General features: G+C 44.1%; 18 protein-coding genes. 9 read left to right on the top strand and 9 right to left on the bottom strand.

The features are described 5' to 3' along the window. Window positions 1-12: 12 nt before the first annotated feature. Window positions 13-264 (bottom strand): DUF1328 family protein, encoded by a 252-nt coding sequence (locus G460_RS22870; protein WP_425393930.1) that lies wholly within the window; start codon window positions 262-264, stop codon window positions 13-15. Window positions 265-435: 171 nt separating this feature from the next. On the opposite strand from G460_RS22870, the gene G460_RS0110135 reads away from it, so the two are divergent. The 5 genes from G460_RS0110135 to G460_RS0110160 all read left to right on the top strand — a co-directional run bounded on the left by G460_RS0110135 (window position 436) and on the right by G460_RS0110160 (window position 3,734). After that, entirely contained in the window at window positions 436-630 is a 195-nt protein-coding gene (locus G460_RS0110135; RefSeq protein ID WP_035464339.1) for a CsbD family protein, read from the top strand. 51 nt (window positions 631-681) lie between these two features. Then, complete coding sequence (locus G460_RS0110140) at window positions 682-1,113, top strand: sll1863 family stress response protein (protein WP_026955248.1); 432 nt, start codon at window positions 682-684, stop codon at window positions 1,111-1,113. A 75-nt stretch (window positions 1,114-1,188) separates the two neighbouring features. Then, complete coding sequence (locus G460_RS0110145; protein ID WP_026955249.1) at window positions 1,189-2,100, top strand: YihY/virulence factor BrkB family protein; 912 nt, start codon at window positions 1,189-1,191, stop codon at window positions 2,098-2,100. Next, window positions 2,097-3,020, top strand: a complete 924-nt coding sequence (locus G460_RS0110150; protein ID WP_026955250.1) for a mechanosensitive ion channel family protein — start codon at window positions 2,097-2,099, stop codon at window positions 3,018-3,020. The genes G460_RS0110145 and G460_RS0110150 overlap by 4 nt, the downstream gene beginning before the upstream one ends. Before the next feature lie 231 nt (window positions 3,021-3,251). Next, on the top strand, window positions 3,252-3,734 hold the full coding sequence (locus G460_RS0110160) for a Dps family protein (protein ID WP_026955251.1): 483 nt from the start codon (window positions 3,252-3,254) through the stop codon (window positions 3,732-3,734). A 123-nt stretch (window positions 3,735-3,857) separates the two neighbouring features. Here G460_RS0110160 and G460_RS0110165 read toward each other — a convergent pair whose 3' ends face one another. Genes G460_RS0110165 through G460_RS0110175 form a run of 3 tightly spaced genes read right to left on the bottom strand, consistent with a single transcriptional unit; the run spans window position 3,858 to window position 7,702 of the window. Further along, complete coding sequence (locus G460_RS0110165; RefSeq protein ID WP_026955252.1) at window positions 3,858-4,592, bottom strand: MIP/aquaporin family protein; 735 nt, start codon at window positions 4,590-4,592, stop codon at window positions 3,858-3,860. A 1-nt stretch (window position 4,593) separates the two neighbouring features. Then, entirely contained in the window at window positions 4,594-6,090 is a 1,497-nt protein-coding gene (glpK, locus tag G460_RS0110170) for a glycerol kinase GlpK (protein WP_026955253.1), read from the bottom strand. 46 nt (window positions 6,091-6,136) lie between these two features. Then, window positions 6,137-7,702 (bottom strand): glycerol-3-phosphate dehydrogenase/oxidase, encoded by a 1,566-nt coding sequence (locus G460_RS0110175; protein ID WP_026955254.1) that lies wholly within the window; start codon window positions 7,700-7,702, stop codon window positions 6,137-6,139. Window positions 7,703-7,805: 103 nt separating this feature from the next. Between G460_RS0110175 and G460_RS0110180 the strand changes: the two genes are divergently transcribed. Then, window positions 7,806-8,567, top strand: a complete 762-nt coding sequence (locus G460_RS0110180) for a DeoR/GlpR family DNA-binding transcription regulator (RefSeq protein ID WP_026955255.1) — start codon at window positions 7,806-7,808, stop codon at window positions 8,565-8,567. On the opposite strand, the gene G460_RS0110185 is transcribed toward G460_RS0110180, so the two are convergent. Both G460_RS0110185 and G460_RS0110190 read right to left on the bottom strand, forming a co-directional pair. Further along, on the bottom strand, window positions 8,564-9,064 hold the full coding sequence (locus tag G460_RS0110185; protein WP_026955256.1) for a SixA phosphatase family protein: 501 nt from the start codon (window positions 9,062-9,064) through the stop codon (window positions 8,564-8,566). The genes G460_RS0110180 and G460_RS0110185 overlap by 4 nt on opposite strands. Before the next feature lie 75 nt (window positions 9,065-9,139). Continuing rightward, entirely contained in the window at window positions 9,140-9,874 is a 735-nt protein-coding gene (locus G460_RS0110190) for an RluA family pseudouridine synthase (RefSeq protein ID WP_026955257.1), read from the bottom strand. A 111-nt stretch (window positions 9,875-9,985) separates the two neighbouring features. On the opposite strand from G460_RS0110190, the gene G460_RS0110195 reads away from it, so the two are divergent. After that, window positions 9,986-11,170, top strand: a complete 1,185-nt coding sequence (locus G460_RS0110195; protein WP_026955258.1) for a hypothetical protein — start codon at window positions 9,986-9,988, stop codon at window positions 11,168-11,170. Window positions 11,171-11,177: 7 nt separating this feature from the next. Here the strand turns inward: G460_RS0110195 and G460_RS0110200 are convergent, their stop codons facing one another. After that, complete coding sequence (locus tag G460_RS0110200) at window positions 11,178-12,149, bottom strand: YpdA family putative bacillithiol disulfide reductase (protein ID WP_026955259.1); 972 nt, start codon at window positions 12,147-12,149, stop codon at window positions 11,178-11,180. A gap of 4 nt (window positions 12,150-12,153) precedes the next feature. Then, window positions 12,154-12,912, bottom strand: a complete 759-nt coding sequence (locus G460_RS0110205; protein WP_026955260.1) for an NRDE family protein — start codon at window positions 12,910-12,912, stop codon at window positions 12,154-12,156. A gap of 323 nt (window positions 12,913-13,235) precedes the next feature. Between G460_RS0110205 and G460_RS0110215 the strand changes: the two genes are divergently transcribed. Then, complete coding sequence (locus G460_RS0110215; RefSeq protein WP_026955261.1) at window positions 13,236-13,610, top strand: BlaI/MecI/CopY family transcriptional regulator; 375 nt, start codon at window positions 13,236-13,238, stop codon at window positions 13,608-13,610. After that, window positions 13,607-15,688: a M56 family metallopeptidase gene (locus tag G460_RS0110220; protein WP_026955262.1), complete on the top strand. Its 2,082-nt coding sequence runs from the start codon at window positions 13,607-13,609 to the stop codon at window positions 15,686-15,688. The genes G460_RS0110215 and G460_RS0110220 overlap by 4 nt, the downstream gene beginning before the upstream one ends. A 58-nt stretch (window positions 15,689-15,746) precedes the next feature. Here G460_RS0110220 and G460_RS0110225 read toward each other — a convergent pair whose 3' ends face one another. Next, entirely contained in the window at window positions 15,747-17,924 is a 2,178-nt protein-coding gene (locus G460_RS0110225; protein WP_026955263.1) for a TonB-dependent receptor family protein, read from the bottom strand. Window positions 17,925-17,943 lie beyond the last annotated feature (19 nt).

Raw genomic sequence — 17,943 nt, forward strand, 5'->3', positions numbered from 1 at the left:
TGAGATATCCTGTCACTTTCCGAATACCCTTCCTCCGAAGATGAGTGTAAGGAGAAATATGACTATAAATACAAAGAATAAAATTTTTGCAATGGAGGCAGCACCTGCGGCTATTCCTCCAAATCCGAATATCGCAGCGATTATCGCTACAATTAAGAATCCTAAGGCCCAACGTAACATATTAGTAGTGTTTAGTGAATAAATCTTTTGTTCACTCCTAAGTGAAAAAAAGATGCCAAGGCCCATATATCGGTTTTTGGCCATTTTTAGCTTGATCACTGGCTCTCTTTGTGGAAATCTCTACACAAAAATGAAAATGATTCCCCATGTCATCTGTGAGAAATGGCTGTTTTCAGCCTTTTGAGGTGTTTTTTGGCATTGGCACTTCGATTGAAACTATTGAGGCATAAGAAAAACAACCAAAAAACCACAATTATGAAAACTGACACTAAAATGAGAATTGAAGGATCTTGGACTGAGATCAAAGGGAAGTTGAAACAGAAGTATGCTTCATTGACAGACGACGATCTTCTTTACGAAGAGGGTCAAGAAGAGGAGCTACTAGGTAGACTTCAGCGCAAGCTAGGTAAGACGATTGATGACATCAAGGAAGAAATCAATAGTCTTTAATTAAACTTTAATAAAACGAATTAAAAAACTGACCAATAAATCAATAACATCATGAAAACGAAAGTAGCACTAGCAATAGGATGTGTAGCAATGGGATTGACTGCAATGTCCTGCTCAGAAAATCAAACTCAAAAGCAAGAGAAAGAACTGATGGAAGTCAAAGTAAATCTCGAAGAAGAAAAAGCAGAAATGAGAGCGGAGCTTCAAGAACTAGAGTCCGAAATTGATCAAAAGATCAATGAATTGGAAGCTAAGAAAAATGAAGCTAACGCCGAGATGAAAGCTGAAATCGAAGAGATGGAAGTAGAGCTTAAAGAAGAGAAAACAGAAATCGAGAAAGCTTTGGCTGACATCGAAAAAGCATCAGAAAACACCTGGAAAGACATCAAAACTTCAGTGAATAAAACCACCAGAGATATTGAGAAAGAGTGGAAAAACTTCAAAGCTGAAGTAGACGAAACCTTCGACGGTGACAACAAATAATAAGTTGCTTAGAACCCAATAAAAGCAGGGTTGGTATCTACCGATCCTGCTTTTTTTCTTAACTCACTCCCCATCATGGTCAAACGAATCTGGCATATTCTGAAAGAAGCTTTCTCCACATTTCTCAAGGAGGATGCATTTACTTATTCGGCTTCGATTTCTTTTTATACCATGCTTTCTCTTCCTGCGGTAGTACTGATCGTCGTATCAGTGGGTGCTACTCTCTATGGGGAAAATAGAATCCAGGAAGAGCTCATCTCACAAATATCTTCACTGATAGGCTACAATACCTCCGAGCAGATCGAGATCATCTTGTCCAAAGCCGCCATTGATGAGGACAGTACTTTTTGGGCCAAAATCATTGGGGCTGGAGCATTGATTTTCAGTTCCACCTCAGTATTTGTTTCATTGCAACTCGCTATCAATAAAATCTGGAACATCGAGGCCAAGCCTGAAAAAGGGCTGGTCAAATATGCAATCAACCGCTTACTGTCCTTTGCCATGGTGTTGGGGATAGGCTTTATTTTGTTGGTTTCGTTGGTGATTGAGGCTGTTTTGGTGCTCTTCAGAGGCTATCTCCGACAGTTCAATAGTTTTCTGTCGCAAATCGTGATGGAAGTCGGATCTGAGATCGTTTCCTTCGGAATCATTGTGTTGATTTTTTCCCTGATGTATAAGGTGCTACCCGATGCGAAGCTCAAATGGCGGGATGTCTGGGTCGGAGGACTTATCACTACAGGACTCTTTGTAGTGGGCAAATTGCTCATCGGAATATACCTCGGGGCAAGTTCTCTGACGAGTTTGTACGGGGCCAGTGGATCCTTAGTCGTCTTATTGGTATGGACTTACTACGCTTCTCTTATTTTCCTTTTTGGAGCAAAAATCACCTATATCTATACCAAGCGCACCTCGGGAAAGATCGAGCCTGTGGACACAGCAGTGGAGGTGAAAAATGTCAAAGTAGAAAAAGTACAATCTAAAAAATGAAATTAGCTATAGAAAAACCTGTAGATACAGTCGTCGCCAAGCTTGAAGGCTGGATAGACGCTTTTATCTCTATGATTCCCAATATGGTCGTAGCCGTATTGGTATTTATTTTCTTTTTACTCTTGGCCAAATACGGTACACGTCTGGCAGTGCGGATTTTTTCAAAAACTTCTTCCAATGTCGCTCTCAAAAATCTTCTTTCCACTGTAGTCCACTGGATGATTTTGGGCTTGGGGATTTTTATCATTTTGGGGATTTTGGGACTGGAAAAAGCAGTTACCTCGTTGCTGGCGGGGATAGGAGTAGTTGGTCTGGCTTTAGGATTTGCATTTCAGGATATCGCGGCCAATTTCGTCTCAGGTGTCATTCTCGCTTTCAGAAAACCCTATCGGATCGGGGATGTAATAGAAGTAGATGATATTATGGGGAAAGTATTGCGAACGAATCTACGCGTAACTGTTTTGGAGACTTTTCAGGGACAGGAAGTGTATATTCCAAACAAGGAGCTGCTGCAGGGAAATATCATCAATTATTCATCCCTCTCTCATCGTCAGATTATAATAGAGTCAGGGGTGTCCTATGCTGAGGATTTAGAACAAGTGGAAGAAATCGTCCGCAAAGCGATCGGGAGCATGGATGGAATCATCAGAAAGGACGAGATCATATTTGACTACGAGGAATTTGGTGGTAGTTCGATCAATTTCAATACAAGATTTTGGATCGAATATCCTGGAGAGCCGGGCTATCTTGCTATGAAAAGTAAGGCAATAAAAGTCATCAAAAATGCCTTTGATGAGCAGGATATTACGATTCCTTTCCCGATTCGTACGTTGGATTTTGGGATCAAAGGAGGAGAGAATCTGTCTCAAATGCTACTGGCACAGCAAGAGGAAGAGGATCATTCCGATGAGGCATCCTAAATTCAGGGCTGCGTGAGGAGGAATGTTCTACAGGGTGTGGAGATGATTTCACACCCTTTTTTGATCGGCAGAAGGACAGGTTGAATTTTTATTTTGAAGTCAATCGATTTTCAAATGAAAATTTTGAAAATCACATTTGGACTAAAATCTTGTTTTTGAGGGCTAGTTTGGAGAGGGCTTTGGACTATAAGATACAACTAACCAAAAATTAAAACTATGTCAACCACAAACATGAAACGAGCAACTCTTTCCAATCATTTGAATCTCGATGAGAAGCAAATGAAGAAATTGCATGGACAATTGAACGATATCCTTTCGGATTATCATGTCTTCTACCAAAATGTGAGAGGTTTTCACTGGAATGTAAAAGGCAATGATTTCTTTGTTCTTCACGAAAAATTTGAAGAGCTCTACACCAGACTCTATCAAAATATAGATGAATTGGCGGAGCGAATAGTGACAATTGGTTATCAGCCACTACATTCATATTCCGACTACCTGTCTCATACCATTCACAAAGAAGTGACGGATGTGAGCAGTGAGGAAGAGACTGTCGATCAAGTGATCAATGGACTGGGAATGTTGATCAGCTCTCAGAGAAAAGCCGCTGAATTGGCCGGAGAAGCTGGGGATATTTCCACGGAGGACATGCTCACTACATTCGTAGCGGATCTTGAGAAAAGAATGTGGATGTTCACGATGTATAAAAAATAAACTCTTCAGTAAGAGTTTGACTTAAATAAGGCAGTTTCAAAAGTTAATATTTTCATCCTTCCGATCCACTGTGATGGAAGGGAAGGACGAAAAACTTTTGAAGCTGCCTTTCATTTTACATGTTTAAAAACCCACCATGGCATAAAGTCCTGCTGCCAGAGCTGCTCCTACAATCGGCCCCAAAATAGGGACCCAAGCATAGCTCCAATCCGAACTGCCTTTTCCTCGAATAGGAAGAAGTTGGTGGACGATACGAGGGCCGAGGTCACGCGCTGGATTGATAGCATATCCGGTCGTGCCTCCTAGGCTCATTCCGATTACCCAGACCAAAAATGCGACAGGAATAGCTCCAACAGACCCTAGGCCGATTGGCGTTTTGCTTTCATCGGCGATCTCTGCTCCAGTGATATAGAGGATGACAAAAATCAAAACGAATGTCCCGATCACTTCAGAGATAAAGTTGTTTTTAAGATTTCGGATTGCAGGACTCGTGGCAAAAGGGGCGGCGATTTCGCCAGGGTCTTGGGTGGCTTTGAAGTGGTCTATATGCACGAGCCAAGAGAGGAAAGCACCTATTGCAGCGCCGGCAATTTGTGCCAAAATATATCCTGGAGCGAGTGCCCAGTCAAATTTCCCCGCCAAAGCCAAACCAACTGTGACGGCAGGATTGAGGTGAGCTCCACTATAGGGGCCAGCGACCACAACTCCTACAAAGACCGCCAAAGCCCAAGCGGTGGTAATGACGATCCACCCGGAATCATTTCCTTTGGTTTTGGGCAAAACAACATTTGCTACCACTCCTGACCCCAATAGGATCAAGAGCGCCGTTCCGATAAATTCTGCGATGTAAATGTTCATTTTATTCTACCCAGTTTTTTGATCTTTCGACGGCTTTCTTCCAGAAGTGAAGCAGATTTTCCCGCTTGGCATCCTCCATTTTGGGCTTGAAGCTTTTATCCGAATTCCAGAGAGCATGGATTTCTTCCTTGGTCCAAAAACCGATAGCCAGACCTGCCAGAAAGGCTGCACCGATAGCGGTGGTCTCGATGATTTGAGGTCTTTTGATTTCGCAGTCCAGCATGTCTGCCTGAAACTGCATCAGGAAGTTGTTTGCCGTAGCCCCTCCATCCACGCGCAATTCTTTGGTTTTTTCGCCCGCATCTTTTTCCATCGCCTTGATCACATCGTGGACTTGGTAAGCGATAGCCTCCAGTGTAGCCCGGCTAAAATGGGCGATCGTCGTGCCTCGTGTGATTCCAAAAAAAGCGCCTCTTGCATTTTGATCCCAATGAGGAGCTCCAAGACCCGCCAAAGCCGGCACGAAATAAACTCCTTCATTATCTGGCAAGCTCATGGCAAGCTTTTCGGTTTCTTTGGCATGGTCAAAAAGCTCCATGCCATCTCGAAGCCACTGCACTGCCGCACCGCCAATGAATACCGATCCTTCTAGGGCATAGTTGATTTCATCTCCGATTTTCCAAGCGACGGTTGTCAAAAGCTGATTTTGCGATTTGACGGGGTCTTTGCCTGTATTCATCACAAGGAAACAGCCTGTTCCGTAGGTGGTTTTAGCCATGCCCGGTTCGATGCAGAGTTGACCAAAAAGTGCAGCTTGCTGATCTCCGGCAATACCTGCAATTGGGATTTTGCTGCGCAACACATCTCCAGCTGTCTCACAATATACTTCAGAACAGGATTTGACCTCAGGGAGCATAGCTTTGGGAATTTCAAAAAGCTCCAGCAGTTCCTCGTCCCATTCTTGGGTGTGAATGTTGAAAAGCATGGACCTGCTGGCATTGGTGATGTCGGTAATGTGCTCTGCACCTCGGGTCAGTTTCCAGATGAGCCAAGAGTCTACTGTGCCAAAGGCCAATTCTCCAGACTCTGCTTTTTCTCTAGCTCCTTCTACATTTTCCAAAATCCAGCGGATCTTCGTAGCGGAAAAATAGGAGTCGATGATTAGGCCGGTTTTCGAGGCTACCAGCTCGGTGTGCCCTTGTTTTTTGAGTTGGTCACAGTAGGAGGATGTCCGTCGATCTTGCCACACGATGGCGTTGTAGAGTGGCTGACCTGATTTTCGGTCCCATACGATGGTGGTTTCTCGTTGGTTGGTGATGCCTATGGCGGCAATTTCCTCCACGGCGATCTCCTGATTGACCAGAGACTCGATCATCACGGATGATTGGGATGTCCATATCTCGTGCGGATCATGCTCCACCCAGCCGTGGTCGGGAAAGTGCTGTTGAAATTCCTTTTGGGCTACGGATATGATTTGCCCTTTTTTGTCAAAAATAATCGCTCTGGAACTGGTCGTGCCTTGGTCCAGGGCCATGATGTATTTTTTGGTTTGGGTCATTGCTTTGGGTTGATTGTAATAAAAAAAGGAAAGAGTCGGTTTACTACTAAGCTTTAATTAAATACTTTTTGGCCACATTCTGAAAGTCTTCGAGTTCTTTGCTTGCCCAAGCTTCATCTTTATTGAGTTCTTTTGCCATGAGCTTCACTGCTTTTTCGGAGCAGTCAATGGCTGCCTGTGCATCGAGAAACAACAAGCGGATACGTCTTGCGAGCACATCTTCCAATTTGACCGCCATTTCTTGATGGATGGCCCAATAGATTTCAGCCATGATATACGGGTAGGCAGGATGGATTTTTTCTGCTAAAAGAGGATTTGAACTGGCGATTTGTTGGATTTTAGAGGCTTCTGCACCATAGACGGACCAGTGACCAGCGGGGGGCGTTTTGGTGTAGCCTGAAAGTAGCATGTTCATCGACTGACTTGGTGTGATGATTTCTCTTGTGATCTGGGTGAAATATTCTACGGTATCCTCGCCCATTTTGCGAAAGGTGGTCCATTTGCCTCCAGTCAGAGTGACCAGATTGGATGGGGATACGATCACTTTATGAGATCTGGAAATTTCTTTTGTTTTGGCTCCTTCCTCTTTGGGTCTGGCCAAGGGCCTTAAGCCCGCAAAAACTGAAAGTACATCCTCTCTTGTAGGCGCTTGTGTCAAGTAACTGGCCGCTGTTTCCAGAATAAAGTCAATCTCACTTTGAAGCGGACTAGGCTCCAGTTTGGGCTTTTCTCTCAGGGTATCTGTTGTGCCGACTACCAGTTTGTCTTGCCAGGGTACCGCGAATAAGACTCTTCCGTCTCGTGTCTTCGGGATCATCAAGGCGTCATTTCCTCCCAAGAACTTTCTGTCTAATACCAAATGAATTCCTTGGCTGGGCTGAATCATCTTGGCCGATCCCGGCTGATCCATTTGTAGGATTTTATCCGCAAATACTCCGGTAGCATTGACGACCATATTGGCGTGGATGGTGTACTTTTCTCCGCTCAATTCATCTCGGACTTTTAGCCCCAATAGTTTGCCTTTATCACTTTTGATGAGGTCTTTGACAGATGCGTAATTGAGGATACACGCTCCCGCATCATCGGCAGTTTTAGCGATAGCCAGCGCAAGCCGCGCATCGTCAAACTGCCCATCGTGGTAAACGATTCCGCCTTTGAGTCCATCTTTTTTGACGGTAGGCATTCTACGCACTGTTTCTTCTTTGGAAATGAATGAGCTACTTCCCAGGCTCAATTTGCCGGCCATCCAGTCATAGAGCTTTAGCCCAGCGCTATACGTGATGCGATCCATCCAGGTATAAACGGGGATGATGAAGGCCTGATTCTGCGTTAGATGAGGAGCGTTTTGGAGAAGTTTTCCACGCTCCTTCAGGGCTTCTAAGACCAACCCGACGTCCCCTTGGGCCAAGTATCGTACTCCGCCGTGAACTAACTTGGTGCTTCTGCTTGATGTGCCTTTGGCAAAATCTGCCTTCTCCAGCAAGACGACTGTCAAGCCTCTGGAGATGGCGTCCAGTGCTACGCCTAGGCCAGATGATCCGCCTCCGATCACAGCGATATCCCAAATTTTAGAAGAATCTGAGATTTGTTTTAAGTTTTCCTTTCTATTCATTTCATTCTAAAAGTAAGAGAAAAAGGATATAAAAAGAAACAAAAGAAAACTATTGTTATGAATTATTCTTTCTTTTCGTAATTTTAAATTCAATTAAAAAGAAATGACGCAAGCGGAAAGACATCGATATATCTTAGATGAGTTGGGTAAGTCAGGGTTTGTGACGGTATCAGATCTGTCCAAATCGCTTGACGTCACGATGGTGACTGTCAGGAAGGATTTGCGGCTTTTGGAAGAAAAAGGATTGCTGTATCGCTCTCATGGAAGCGCGACTACTGTTTCACCCTATGTGTCAGATCGGTCGGTCCATGTAAAAGAGCTGGAGCAAGTGGAGGAGAAAACGGCCATAGCCTTGAAAGCGCTAGATTATTTGGAGGATCAGGAAGCGATCATCATCGGTTCGGGTACTACAGTGCTGGCTTTTGCTCAGGCTATTCCAAAATCCAAGCGATTGACAGTCTTGACTGCTGCTATGAATGTCTCGCTGGCGCTATTGGCTTGTCAAGAGGTGGAGCTGGTGCAGCTGGGAGGAGTGGTGAGAAAAAGTAGTGGATCTGCTGTGGGGCATTTTGCAGAGGAGATGCTGCAGGGTTTTGCTTGCAATAAACTATTTCTAAGTGTGGATGGTGTCAGTCTGGATCATGGCTTGACTACGTCCAATATGATGGAAGCTCATCTGAATGCCCGTATGATAGCTTCAGTTCAGAAGACTATCGTGCTGGCCGATAGTAGGAAGTTTGGAAAGAAAAGTTTCGGAAAAATCTCTGATCTGGAGGATGTAGATGTGATCATTACTGATGCAGGGATTCCAGAACTCTACCGGGCAAAACTGGAGGAAAAGGGGATAGAACTAGTGATCGTCTAATAGTCTGCATACACTTTTCTGAGGACGGTATTGCCCTCTGAGTGCAGATGAACTTCATAGATAAAATCATACTCACTATCCTGAAGATCTTCAAAGTTTTCTCCTTCTCCCACAAAGTAATTGGCTAATCGACTGACAGTGTTGCTGTGTCCGACCACCAGAGAGTTACCTTCAGATTTCTTTAACAGTTCCACCAGAGCGTCATGATTTCTGGGGTCGTAAGATTCGATCCCAATACCTACTTGAGCGGCGGTAGGCTGAGCGGTCAGTTGGGTGCGTTTATAGTCTGTGCTGTAGATGGCTTGGATGTCTTGCTCTTTTAGGATTTGAGCAAGTTTAGCAGCTCTTTCTTCTCCTTCTGGGCTTAATTCTGGATCAGGGTCTTGCACGGCTTCTTTTTCTGCATGCCGCACGATGTAGATCACTCGAGAATTTTCTTTCTCAGTGCAAGAAAAGAATAAGAGTGAAACGATAAAGGCGAGAAGTAGATTTTTCATGGAAAACTAAGATAGGAATAAACCAAGATAGTTGCTCGCTGGCTTAAAAGTCAAGCAGCAGCAACCTACATGAGATTAACCCGAATAACTATTGTCCAGGTGCTGATCTTTAGCCTTTAATTCTTCAAACTCGTAGAATTGCTCCCAGAATTCGCTTTCAGGCAAGGCGGCTCTCAAATACATTTTTTCCTTTTTGATTGGGTGTACAAACACCAAATTGAAAGCATGTAAGTTGATGCTCGCATCAGGATTGGCCTTGACAAAACCATATTTCAAATCACCTCGGATAGGGCAGCCCATAGATGCCAATTGAACGCGGATCTGATGAGGGCGGCCTGAAATAGGGCGGACTTCGATCAGCCAGTGGTCGTTCAGCTTTCCTAACGTCTTGTAATTCAATTCAGCCTTTTGGGAGCCTGGAACCTCTCTTTCGTGTGCGGTGACTACATTTCTCTGTTCGTCCTTGGTCAGCCAATGGGTCAGTTTGCCTTGCTCATCCTTCGGTCTTTTTTTGACGATAGCCCAGTAGACTTTATGAATATCTCTTTTGCGAAAAAGCTCCATCATTCGCTCCAGCCCTTTGCTGGTGCGGGCAAAAGCCACCAAGCCACTGACAGGTCTGTCCAATCGGTGGATGGGATGAAGGAATACCGCTCCCGGCTTATTGTATTTGTTTGCAATGTATTCCTTACAATAATCAGTTAAGGTTTTATCACCTGTTTTGTCACCCTGCACCAAGACTCCTGCAGCTTTATTGACGATCAATAGGTGATTGTCCTCGTAAACGACGTTGAATGGCTTCTTTTTCATAGAATTGCAAAGGTAGCCAATTTCTGCGCTTGATAGAATTTTTAATCCTTATAGAGGTTGGAGCAATTGTTAGTTCTTGTTATTTTGAACCTGACTTTAATTTTTATTACTATGAGAAAGGTTCTTTTTTATTGCTCTTTTTTGTGGCTTTTGTCATGTGAAAAAGCTGAGAGGCAAGATGAAGTGAAGAAGGAGAGTGTAAAAGTCTCTATCACCTCGATAGATTCAGTGACGGTGAAAGGAGTATTGGCTAAACTATTTTTGTTTCAAACAGCTGATCAAGAGCATGTAGTCTTCAAAGATTTTTTGGAATCAGAAGTATATGTGGTCAATAAAAATTCAGGGGATATTGAATACCAATGGGATAAGAAGGGTGATGTGCCGGGAGCATTTGGAAATATGGTCAAGCCTTTGGTTTTATCCGAAAAGGGTGAAATTGTGGTGCTGGATTATCTATCTGGCCTGCGTGTTTTTCAAAAGGATGGGGAGTTGGTTTATTCTGGAAGTCCCGTAATGCCGCAAATCAGTTTTGGAGGGAGGGTCAATCTTTTCCAAGATGCTCAAGTAGTATCTCTGGATGGGCAAGAATATTTGCTGTATTCCTTGGATCTGATCGAATCTGCAACGGAGTTTAATGCTGATTTTTTAAAGGCTAGAAAGAATCTCATTCTTTCAAACCTCAAAACCAATGAGAGTCGCCTTATTCTTGAATTTCCCCAAGAGTCTAAATTTGTAGCAGGCGGCATTTATCCTTTTGAGGATTTTAGACCAAGATTTTTTCTAAGTGAAAAAGAAAACAAGTTGTATTTAATGTTTCAAAATGAACCTGTCTTATACATCTATGATTGGAATCAGGGCAATCCCGAACTGTTGAAAAGTTTGGAGGTGAATTTTCCTGATTTTGAAGAGAATGAAAGTTGGGTGTCGGGTAGTTTGGAACTGGGTCAAATCAGTGATCAAAAAGTAGAGCCAATTCCGGCAAGAATTCAAGCATTGACTCAAGTGTCGGGAGGGTTTTTGGTTAGTTACAGCTCTAAGCCATCAAGCAAAAATCTCTATTCCTTGCTGAAGGAAAATAACATTTCCATAGAGCAGAAGAGGAAGCTGAATACAGAGTCGAAGCTGAAAACTGTATTTGTCAATGAATCAGGGCAGGTTTTTCCCGTTGATTTTCCTGAGATGCATTACCAAAGTTTTCAGATCATAGAGGGGGAAATTCACTGGATGAAAAAGCCAAATCCGGATGAGGAAGCTGAGAATTTTACGGTTTACTGGGGAGAATTGAAGGTGGAGTAGTTCCCCTTCAATTCAATTTTCCCCGAATATCCTTCATGATAGAGTCTGCGTGAACGATGCTGTTTTCGATAAAGAATTCACGTGTATTTAATCCGCCACAGACTACTCCCGCTAGGTAGACTCCAGGTACATTGGACTCCTGATTGGCCTGATCGTAGCATGGCTGCCGTTTTTCATCCAAGCTTAATTCTACTCCCAGTTGATCCAAAAGAGCGAAATTAGGTTTGTAGCCTGTCATAGCGAGCACCCAGTCGTTTGCGATCGTCACATCTCCATCCGGTGTACTGATCACGACCTCTTTTTCTCGAATTTCCTTAATCTTGGATTTGGTGTAGGCTTGAATGGATCCTTCCTTGATTCGATTCATGATATCAGGGCGTACCCAGTATTTGACGTTTTGGTCTACCTCCTCATCTAACAGCACCATACTCACTTCAGCTCCTTTTCTCCATGTTTCCAAAGCAGCATCTACTGCAGAGTTTGCTCCGCCTACGACCAGTACTTTTTGGGAAATAAATGGCCAAGGCTCTTTGTAATAATGCATGACTTTGGGCAGTTCTTCGCCAGGGACATTCATCAGATTGGGTAAGTCATAAAAACCCGTAGCCAATACGATTTTTTTGGTTTGGTACTGGGTTTTGGTAGTGGTGATTTCAAACTGCCCATCGATTTTTTTCAAGGTTTGAACACCCTCGTACAAATTGACTTTGAGCTGGAAATGGGAGTAAATCCTCCGGTAATATTCCAGCGCTTCTGTTCGGGTAGGTTTGTTTTCTACAGACATAAATGGGATGCCGGCCATCTCCAATCGCTCGGAAGTCGAGAAGAACCTCATATTTACCGGGTAGTTGAAAATGGAGTTGGTCAAGGCGCCCTTTTCTAAAATGAGGTAGTCTAGGCCTTGCTTTTGGGCTTCTACTCCGCAGGCCAAGCCTATCGGTCCACCTCCTACGATGATGACATCAAAAATTTTGTTCATATGATTAATAGGTCTGAATTTCTACTGAGCTTTCTTTAAATATTCGTTCGTCCCAATCAAACGTTCTTTCTCTGATCGAAACCAAATCAGCATTGTACCACAGAACCGAACTCGCAGAACGGGTGCCATAGTTCCCGTTGGTGCGGATCAATTGTGCCGAAAGAGCCACTTCCAATTCCTCGGGCACGCCAGTAGTTGGGAGTTGCTCCAAAGGATAGGTTTCCTTGGACTTGAGAATTTGTAGGAGGCTGGAGTGAGTGATTTCTTGATCGAGAATCTCTTGGAGTTGTTGTTTCGCTAAACTGGTTTTTGGCCAGGGCTCATTGAGCAGGCCGTTGCTGAGTGCATGTATGCCGGGCTGAATTTCTTCTATTCCTTTGCCAAAATTGCTGAAATAAAAAACCTGTTCTCCGTCTGAGACCAAGAGATTGAATCCCTCGTACCAGTCTTGATTTTTTTCTATTTCTTTCAAATAATCCAGCGGGGAAATGGAGTCTTCCAAAAAATCCTGAACCAGTTTTCCTCTGGATATTTTTCCATGGCCCATCTTTTTGAAATCCCGGAAATTGGTCAGTAAAGACCAGCGGCGATTGGGATGGAAACCCATCCAAGTGCCTCCTCCTCTTAGGTCTTTGCCCGCGATGATTTCATTGTCCCATTGATGTAGGGGAGCGGTGGGACGCTCAAAAAACTCATCCCGATTGGCTGAGATGACCAAAGGATACTCCTTGTGATTTTTCCAGGAAAATGCTACCAAACACATAGATGGGGATAACTGGGATTGAATGGAAAGGGTTCAATATACATAGTGGGAGCCAAGATTTTAGATCTAAGAGCCAAGAAGTCAGGGCTACGAAGACGAGTGACGATTGTCTCGCCATCTTCTTTCAATAAGGTTTATCAATTGGTTTTTTTGGTTTTCCATATATCCAAACCACTAAGAATGCAAAAAATCAATTTCAGGAATTGAATATTCTGCCTCATAATCTGGTGTTTAACACTTTTTAATACGATTATTTTCGTAGATCATTTGGATAGTACGACAGACTTCGTAAACTTTGTACGAAAGAAATCGTATAATCCGCCATGAGCAAACCTACCGAAGCTGAACTGGAAATACTTTCCCTACTCTGGGAGCTGAAAAGTGCCAGTGTGCGCCAGATCCATGAGAAACTGGCCCAAACCAAAGAAACGGGATATACCACCACCTTGAAAATCATGCAGATCATGCATGCCAAAGGAATGCTGGATCGGGATGAGCAGAGTAGGACTCACATCTATCGTCCTGCCGTGAAGCAGAATGATACGCAAAAGTCATTGATCAAAAACCTCATGACTACGGCTTTTGGGGGATCTTCCAAGTCTCTTGTGATGCAGGCTCTGGGACAAGACAATCCATCCAAGGAAGAATTGGATGAAATCCGTGCTTTTTTAGACAAACTAGAACATAAACAGTCATGAACCTTTTGAATGATTGGATTCCCGAAAATTTGCTTCAGGCCCTAGGCTGGACTTTGGTGCATAGTGTTTGGCAGCTAGTAATTGTAGCGGCTTTGCTTTGGCTTGGCCTAAAGCTTTTTGCTCGAAAAAGCCCGGATTTCAAATACAATCTTTCTATTTCGGCTCTGGGACTTAGTCTCCTTTCAGCTATCGGTACGCTGGTCTATGAGGTTGCGATTTTGCCAAATGGCGAAAATGTCATCGCTACGGTCGCGGGCTGTTGTCCTCCGGTGTTGGCCGAGGGGCCGACCGAAACACTCGGTTTCGTGGAGTCTTTGATTGCTTGGATTGAAGTTCAGTTGCCGGTTTTAGTCAACTTTTGGTTTGTGGGGGCAGTTTTATTCCTGTTTCGCCTTTTCAATTCGTTGACCGAAATCAGAGGGCTGAGATCGACCAGTAGAGTTTGTGAGGACGGTGTGTTGTGCAGCCGGCTAGCATCTCTAAGTCAAAAATTAGGAATCGATAAGGCGGTGGATTTGCGAGTTTCGGATAGAGGATTGTCCCCGGTCACATTCGGGTTTTTGAAGCCTGTTATCCTGATTCCTGCTGGTTTGATATTTCATCTCAGTGCATCGCAACTTGAGGCGATTATCGCTCATGAACTAGCGCATGTCAAGCGAAATGACTATTTGGTAAATCTATTTCAGTCTTCCTTAGAGGTTATGTTTTTTTACCACCCATGTTTTTGGTGGATCAATCAGACCGTTAAAGAATTGCGTGAAAATGCCGCAGATGATCTTGCGGTGAGTGCGGGAGTAGAGCCTAAAGTTCTGGCCTATAGCCTGGCGGAGGTGTTGAATTTTGCGCAACAAACTCCACCTGAACTGGCTCTAGCAGCTGGTAAAAAGAGAAACCCAACATTAAATCGAATCAAAAGAATCATGGGCATGCCTGCCCAGACATATCCACAAAACCCTATTATTTCTATCCCTATGCTACTTACACTTCTATTCAGTGCTGGTCTGATGGCTAGCGCTCAGCAGGATGCGCCAATCGCAGAAGCTGCTATCATTCCGGATGTATACCTGGAAAATCCCGATCTGGGATATCTTGAGCCTTTTCCCGCCTCCGGATCGCCGCTGTCCTTTGTCAGTTCTGATACTGTAGAGAAAGAAAAACAGGTCATCCGAATCGATGGTAGTCAGCCGGAATTTTGGTCCTCAGAAGATGGGGAGACCTTTGTGATCAAGGGTGGTCAAAAAGGGAAAATGATTTACCAGATCAAAGGTGATACTTTGATTTCCGGAAAAGACACGGTGATACTCAAAGGAAAGTCAGCTTTTGTGTTTAGAAATGGGCCAGACTTGGATTTTGGTAGCATGCCTACTTTGGAATTGGCAGAGGCTCCGGAGATGGTCTTTTTTATGGAAGCCCCTGAGATGGAGTTTGAAATGGCTCCCATGCCCGAGATGGATTTTGAAATGGCCCCGATGCCTGATATGGAATTTGTAATGGCGCCAATGCCTCCAATGGAGTTTGAAGGAATTGAGGGCTTTTGGGAATTTGGTGATTTGGATTGGAGTGAGTTTCACAAGGATACTGTGGGGATGACCAAAGCAGAGAAGGAAAAGTGGAAGAAGGAGATGAAGGAGAGAGAGGTGGAGATTGAGAAAAGAGCCGAAGAGTGGAAGAAAAACTTCGAGCCGAAAATGAAAGAGTTTGAGGCTAAAATGAAGGAATGGGAAAAGCAAAATGAGCCTAGAATGAAGGAATTTGAGGCTCAAATGAAAGCTTGGGAAAAGTCCAATGAACCTAAAATGAAAGCTTTCGAAGATAAGATGAAGGCTTGGGAAAAAGAGAATGGCCCTCGCATGAAAGAGTGGGAAGATAAGATGAAGGCTTGGCAAGAAGCGCAGGAGCCAAAGATGAAAGAATTTGAAGCTAAAATGAAAGCATGGCAAGATTCTCAGCAGCCCAGAATAGAGGAGTTTCAGCGAAGGATGGAGGTTTGGCAGAAAGAAAATTCCCAAAAACTGGATGAGTTTCGTCAAAGACTGGAGTCAGAGCTCCAGAAAAATAAGAATCAAACGAATAATTAATTGTGTGTTGATGCCTTCAAAAAAGCTCCGGTCTTTGGCCGGAGCTTTTTTATGTGTCTTAAATTTGGAAGCCGATGGAGAAGACCAAACTTCTGCCATCGGATGGCCATATTCCAGGTCCTGGATACATCTGTGGTCTCTTGGTGAAATAGGATTTGTCCAGCAGGTTGAGCAGGCTGGCTCGGAATGTCAGATTTCGATAATGATAGATTCCTTGCAAGTCAAAAACATGATAGCTAGGGACCATGCCTACTGCTCCTGAGGCAGGAGGGATGTTGGTGTTGAGCGCATCTGCAAAGCTTTCACCTACAAACTGATGCTGGAGTGAAAGCTGAAGTAATCCGGAAGAATAGTTGAGTCCATTTCTACTGATCCACTCCGGAGCGGCTTCGACTTTATTGCCTACGATGGATACATTCTCTTCTCCATTCGATATTTCTCCTTTCACATATTCCGCATTCATCCAGCTTGAAGAGGTGTAAAAGGAAAGTGAAAATGTCTCTCCTCTGTAAAACTCCCAGTCCCAGAGCAGCTCGAGGCCGCTCATTCTGCTATCGCCTATGTTGCTTTTCTGGAGATAGGTGGTGCCGTCTTTTTCTACTAGAAGGTTGCCCGAGCGATTTCCGTAGAAGGTGTTGAAAAGTGTAAGGTTGAAGTGCAAAGTCTCGCTGGGGTTGTTTTCCCAGCCTATTTCAGAATTGTATCCAAAACTATCTTCTAGGTCTGAGCTGATCAGGTTGAGAGGGGAGCCAGGGATGATGTCCTGAAAGAGAACAGGGCGATTGGCTTGTGAAAAGCCAGCATAGATTCTGTTGTCGACATCTATTTGATAGTTGGCATTGAGGCCCAGCGTGACAAAATCGTAGTTAATTTCTTTGGGGACCTGAGACGCTTCAATGTAGGAGATGGTTCCAGTCATCTCCGAACTACCTCTTTGGATTCGGATGCCGGGAGATAGGGAGAATTTGTCCGAGAATTGAAATTGATTTTCCAAAGCGAAAGCGATGCTTTGACTTTTGAGGTTCATGTCTCGGGGAAAATCACCTTCAACGCTGAGGTCATAGTCGCTGCCTGTTGTGCCTTGGCCTCGTTGTCTGCGATCAAATGAGTTGTTGAAATATCTACTGGAAAAAGACAGGTTGTTTTTGATGCTTCCCCAAGTATAGTGATGGAGAATTCTGCCTTCGACTGTTCTCGTGTGGTAGTTGTCGATGTCTACATTCCGATTTGCATAGTCATTGGTTTCGGGCTTGATCAGGTCGGGTACATTGGCCAGTCCATCGAAAGTCACTGAGCTTCTTTGTCCAAAAACTCCACTGCCTACCAGGCTGAAATCCGTGTTTTTACCCAGTTTTGCTTGTAGGCTTATTGCTGGAATATAGATTTCTGGGCTGTAATAATTCCTGGTTCTAGTTGCTTGCATAGGGTCTTCAGCAAACTGCTCATCGGTCAACTGGCCGGGTATGCTGTAGAGATAAGTACTTCGGGATAGCTCTGCTTTGGCCTTTAAGGTGGGGGAGAAAGTATAGGAAATCTCAGCGTGCTGCGCATCTGATTCTGATACAGCGCCATCTCGGTAGCCGTGGGAACTTCTCTTTTGATAGTATGCATAATAGCTCCATTTGCCGGCTGTGCCTCCAATGGAAGTGAAATTAGAAAGTAGTCCAAAAGAGCCTAGTGTGCTGATGTTTTCAAGAGAGATTTTTTGGGTATTACTGGGTTTTTTCAAGACATAATTCAGCATTCCTCCAAACTGCTGACCGTACTGCAGGGAGGCGGTACCACGCACTAGCTCGATTCGTTCTACGGCTTCCATTGGCATAGAATAATGGCTGGCCGGATAGCCGTAGATATCGGTATTGATCATGACGCCATTTTGACGCACATTGAATTCCCAGCTCCGATGACCATCAAGGCCCCTTACAGATAGATTGATCTGATTACCACTGCCGTCCATGTCATAGACAAATGCAGATGGAATTTTAGCGAAAATCGTCCTTCCTGTCTTTTCAGAGAGATTAGCTGCCAATTGCCGGACGGAAACAACCTCAGACTTTCTGCCTCCAATCAGTTGGAGATTTTGGATGTTTGGCAAATGGTCAATCGGATTTTGAATCCTGAAATTTCTAATTTGGACCTCTTTAAGATCCATGGTTTTGACGCTGTCTTGTTGGGCACGGCTTGCAAAGGACATACCCATTCCACACAGCAAGATTATAATAAACTTGTGTTTCATGTTTTGTAAGATTTGAATC

Origin of the sequence: Algoriphagus vanfongensis DSM 17529 (assembly GCF_000429465.1) — a bacterium.
GTDB classification, from domain to species: domain Bacteria; phylum Bacteroidota; class Bacteroidia; order Cytophagales; family Cyclobacteriaceae; genus Algoriphagus; species Algoriphagus vanfongensis.

Bases quoted from the DNA above. Each gene is read 5' to 3' on its own strand.
- glpK (WP_026955253.1), bottom strand. From the start codon at position 6,090: ATGACCCAAACCAAAAAATACATCATGGCCCTGGACCAAGGCACGACC.
- G460_RS22870 (WP_425393930.1), bottom strand. From the start codon at position 264: ATGGCCAAAAACCGATATATGGGCCTTGGCATCTTTTTTTCACTTAGG.
- G460_RS0110215 (WP_026955261.1), top strand. From the start codon at position 13,236: ATGAGCAAACCTACCGAAGCTGAACTGGAAATACTTTCCCTACTCTGG.
- G460_RS0110185 (WP_026955256.1), bottom strand. From the start codon at position 9,064: ATGAAAAATCTACTTCTCGCCTTTATCGTTTCACTCTTATTCTTTTCT.
- G460_RS0110175 (WP_026955254.1), bottom strand. From the start codon at position 7,702: ATGAATAGAAAGGAAAACTTAAAACAAATCTCAGATTCTTCTAAAATT.
- G460_RS0110160 (WP_026955251.1), top strand. From the start codon at position 3,252: ATGAAACGAGCAACTCTTTCCAATCATTTGAATCTCGATGAGAAGCAA.
- G460_RS0110140 (WP_026955248.1), top strand. From the start codon at position 682: ATGAAAACGAAAGTAGCACTAGCAATAGGATGTGTAGCAATGGGATTG.
- G460_RS0110220 (WP_026955262.1), top strand. From the start codon at position 13,607: ATGAACCTTTTGAATGATTGGATTCCCGAAAATTTGCTTCAGGCCCTA.
- G460_RS0110135 (WP_035464339.1), top strand. From the start codon at position 436: ATGAAAACTGACACTAAAATGAGAATTGAAGGATCTTGGACTGAGATC.
- G460_RS0110225 (WP_026955263.1), bottom strand. From the start codon at position 17,924: ATGAAACACAAGTTTATTATAATCTTGCTGTGTGGAATGGGTATGTCC.
- G460_RS0110145 (WP_026955249.1), top strand. From the start codon at position 1,189: ATGGTCAAACGAATCTGGCATATTCTGAAAGAAGCTTTCTCCACATTT.
- G460_RS0110150 (WP_026955250.1), top strand. From the start codon at position 2,097: ATGAAATTAGCTATAGAAAAACCTGTAGATACAGTCGTCGCCAAGCTT.
- G460_RS0110165 (WP_026955252.1), bottom strand. From the start codon at position 4,592: ATGAACATTTACATCGCAGAATTTATCGGAACGGCGCTCTTGATCCTA.
- G460_RS0110200 (WP_026955259.1), bottom strand. From the start codon at position 12,149: ATGAACAAAATTTTTGATGTCATCATCGTAGGAGGTGGACCGATAGGC.
- G460_RS0110190 (WP_026955257.1), bottom strand. From the start codon at position 9,874: ATGAAAAAGAAGCCATTCAACGTCGTTTACGAGGACAATCACCTATTG.
- G460_RS0110180 (WP_026955255.1), top strand. From the start codon at position 7,806: ATGACGCAAGCGGAAAGACATCGATATATCTTAGATGAGTTGGGTAAG.
- G460_RS0110195 (WP_026955258.1), top strand. From the start codon at position 9,986: ATGAGAAAGGTTCTTTTTTATTGCTCTTTTTTGTGGCTTTTGTCATGT.
- G460_RS0110205 (WP_026955260.1), bottom strand. From the start codon at position 12,912: ATGTGTTTGGTAGCATTTTCCTGGAAAAATCACAAGGAGTATCCTTTG.